The organism is Microcystis sp. M31BS1 (genome assembly GCF_020245285.1).
GTDB classification, from domain to species: domain Bacteria; phylum Cyanobacteriota; class Cyanobacteriia; order Cyanobacteriales; family Microcystaceae; genus Microcystis; species Microcystis panniformis.
In genome coordinates, this window is record NZ_JADBVE010000073.1 from 1 (window position 1) to 2657 (window position 2657).

Here is a 2657-nt window from a genome sequence, read left to right on the forward strand (position 1 = left end):
AGCAAGTTTCTTTGTTCTATGTTAAGATGTTGGGGGCTTCGTTTTTGGGTCTGATTTGTTTTTGTTAATGATCAGACAGTACCTGATGAGCCTTTCTTTGTCAACTCTTGAGGTTGATGCGTTTCATTTTTGAATTGGCGATATTATCTTAAGGTTGATAAAAACGGAACTTCGCAAGAGTGTCCTAATTGTGGCGCGTTCACTGGTAAAAAGTCGTTATCGGAAAGAGTTCACCGATGCGATTCTTGTGGTCACATCGAACCGAGAGATACGGCATCGGCGAAGGTAATCGAGAACCGAGGAAAAAACGCGGTCGGACTGACCCTGTTAGAAAACGCTTGCGGAGGCGATCTAACGGGGATCGTTCAGTTAAACCTGTTTGATCTAGTCAAGAGCAGATCAACCAAGAATCCCCCGCTACACCGTGCGAGCGGTTAGCGGGGGAGAGTCAAAAAGTAGGTTTATTGAAGAAGTGGAGGGAATCATCATCCTATGGCGATAATGACAAAATCATTTAGACAAAGACTGGCAGAGATTTTCGGGTTTGACCTGCGATCGCTAGCTTTATTTCGCATTGCCTTGGCGTTAGTGGTTTTAGTGGATTTATCAGTTCGTTTTAGCCAAGTAACTGCCCATTACAGCGAATTAGGGGTTTTACCCCTAGGAAGCTTATCGAAAGTTTCTGCTAGTCCTTTTTACTGGTCGATTTTTGCTCTCAGTGACTCGGTACTGGTGCAGAGTATCCTGTTTATTGTCGCTATAGCGATCGCATTATTGCTTTTAATTGGCTATCATACCCGTTTAGCCACGATCGCCACTTGGGCGCTAATCGTCTCTTTACATCATCGCAACCCCCTGTTACTATTTGCCGCCGATGACGTAATCCGGGCAGTATTATTCTGGGCGATGTTTTTACCCCTCGGTGCCTGTTATTCCGTGGAAAGTGCCTTAAACACCAATCCCAACCCCCTACCCAAGCGCGTAGTTTCGGCTGCCACGGTGGCTTTTATGATACAGGTGTGTTATATCTATATGTGGTCAGTGGTTTTTAAACTCAAAAGTGAGACTTGGTGGCCCGACGGTACAGCCGTTTATTACTCTCTTAGTTACGATCAATACGCTACCGCTTTCGGGAGTTTTTTACTGACTTTACCGCAGCAATTCCTCAAATTCCTGACAATTTCAGCCCTAGGCTTTGAATGGTTCGGTCCGCTATTGATGTTTGTTCCCTTTCGCAATAGTTTATTTAAAATAATCGCCGTAGTTTCCTTTATTTTCTTGCATACGGTTTTTGCACTGATTCTACATTTAGGGGTTTTCCCTTTCTTGAGTGTTACCCATTGGTTGCCCATCATACCTAGTCTTGTCTGGGATTGGGGACAAAAACGGATAATAAACCCAGAAAGAGAAGGTTTAAGGATTAATTATGATCGAGATTGTGGATTTTGCAAGAAAGTTGTTCATCTTCTCCGCACGTTTCTCATTTTACCCGGCACTCCCCTGTTAGTCGCTCAGGATAACCCCTCAATATACGAGGATATGGTGGCCCAAAATTCTTGGGTGGTGGAAGATTGGCAGGGAAAACGTCAGTTTAAATGGTCAGCATTGGTTTATATTGTCAGTCTTTCGCCAATTTTCTGGTTTTTAGCACCAATTTTGCGTTTACCGCCCCTTATGTCCCTGGGAACGAGAATTTATGAGTGGATTGCCTCCCATCGTCGTTTTATGGGCAATTTCACCAAACCTCTCAAGTTTCGTCCCCTGACGATTAAATCCTCTTTACCTTTAAATATTTTGGTAATTTTCTTCTTCTTGTTGACCAGTATCTGGAATTTACGCAGTTTTGTCCGGCAATCGGCCATTAGAGGCGATTTAAATACACCTTTAATTCAGTCCCTCGATCGCTTGCTCACCCGTCGTACTTTTAATACAATTGATATTCTGGCAAGAATAACTCGTTTAGACCAGTATTGGACTATTTTCTCCCCTAGTCCGCCTCGGGATGATGCTTGGTTTGTGGCAGTCAGTCAATTAGCCGATGGTTCCACGGTAGATATATTTAGAGAAGGACAGCCAGTAATTTGGGATAAACCCACCGAAAGCGATCGCAATCGTTTGTATAAAACCATGCAGTGGCGAGTATATTTTATTAATCTTAATCGAGCTATCGGTCGGTCAGTTTATGGAGAGTTTGGTCAGTATCTCTGTCAAAACTGGAATCAGCAGCACGGTAGGGATCAACAGATTAAATCCCTGCAACTTTATATCATGCGGGAAAGGACTGTCCCCCCCGGAGAAAAACAGGGAATCGAAAAAGAACTACTCTGGCAGCAAAACTGTCTTTAATCAGTTATCAGTTATCAGTCATCAGTCATCAGTCATCAGTTATCAGTCATCAGTTATCAGTTATCAGTTATCAGTTATCAGTCATCAGTTATCAGTTATCAGTTATCAGTTATCAGTTATCAGTTATCAGTTATCAGTCAGATAAAAGTTATATGGCTCTTCGTTACTTATTATGGTTCGATAGGGGGGCATAAATCGACTAAATCCTTATCTGGCAAGAGACTTAATTGATTAGTTCGCTCTAGAGCAAAAACAATTGACAAAAATCGCTAAATGCCTTTCTCTATAAGGGTTCCATCCCTTATAACCCC

At 42.6% G+C, this 2657-nt stretch carries 1 protein-coding gene and 1 pseudogene; both read left to right on the forward strand.

Annotated elements, in window-relative coordinates; genetic code table 11:
- Positions 1-138 precede the first annotated feature (138 nt).
- Positions 139-438, forward strand: a pseudogene (locus tag IM509_RS04035) (zinc ribbon domain-containing protein); the annotation flags it as partial.
- Positions 439-492: 54 nt separating this feature from the next.
- On the forward strand, positions 493-2346 hold the full coding sequence (locus IM509_RS04040; RefSeq protein ID WP_081417913.1) for a hypothetical protein: 1854 nt from the start codon (positions 493-495) through the stop codon (positions 2344-2346).
- Positions 2347-2657: the final 311 nt, after the last annotated feature.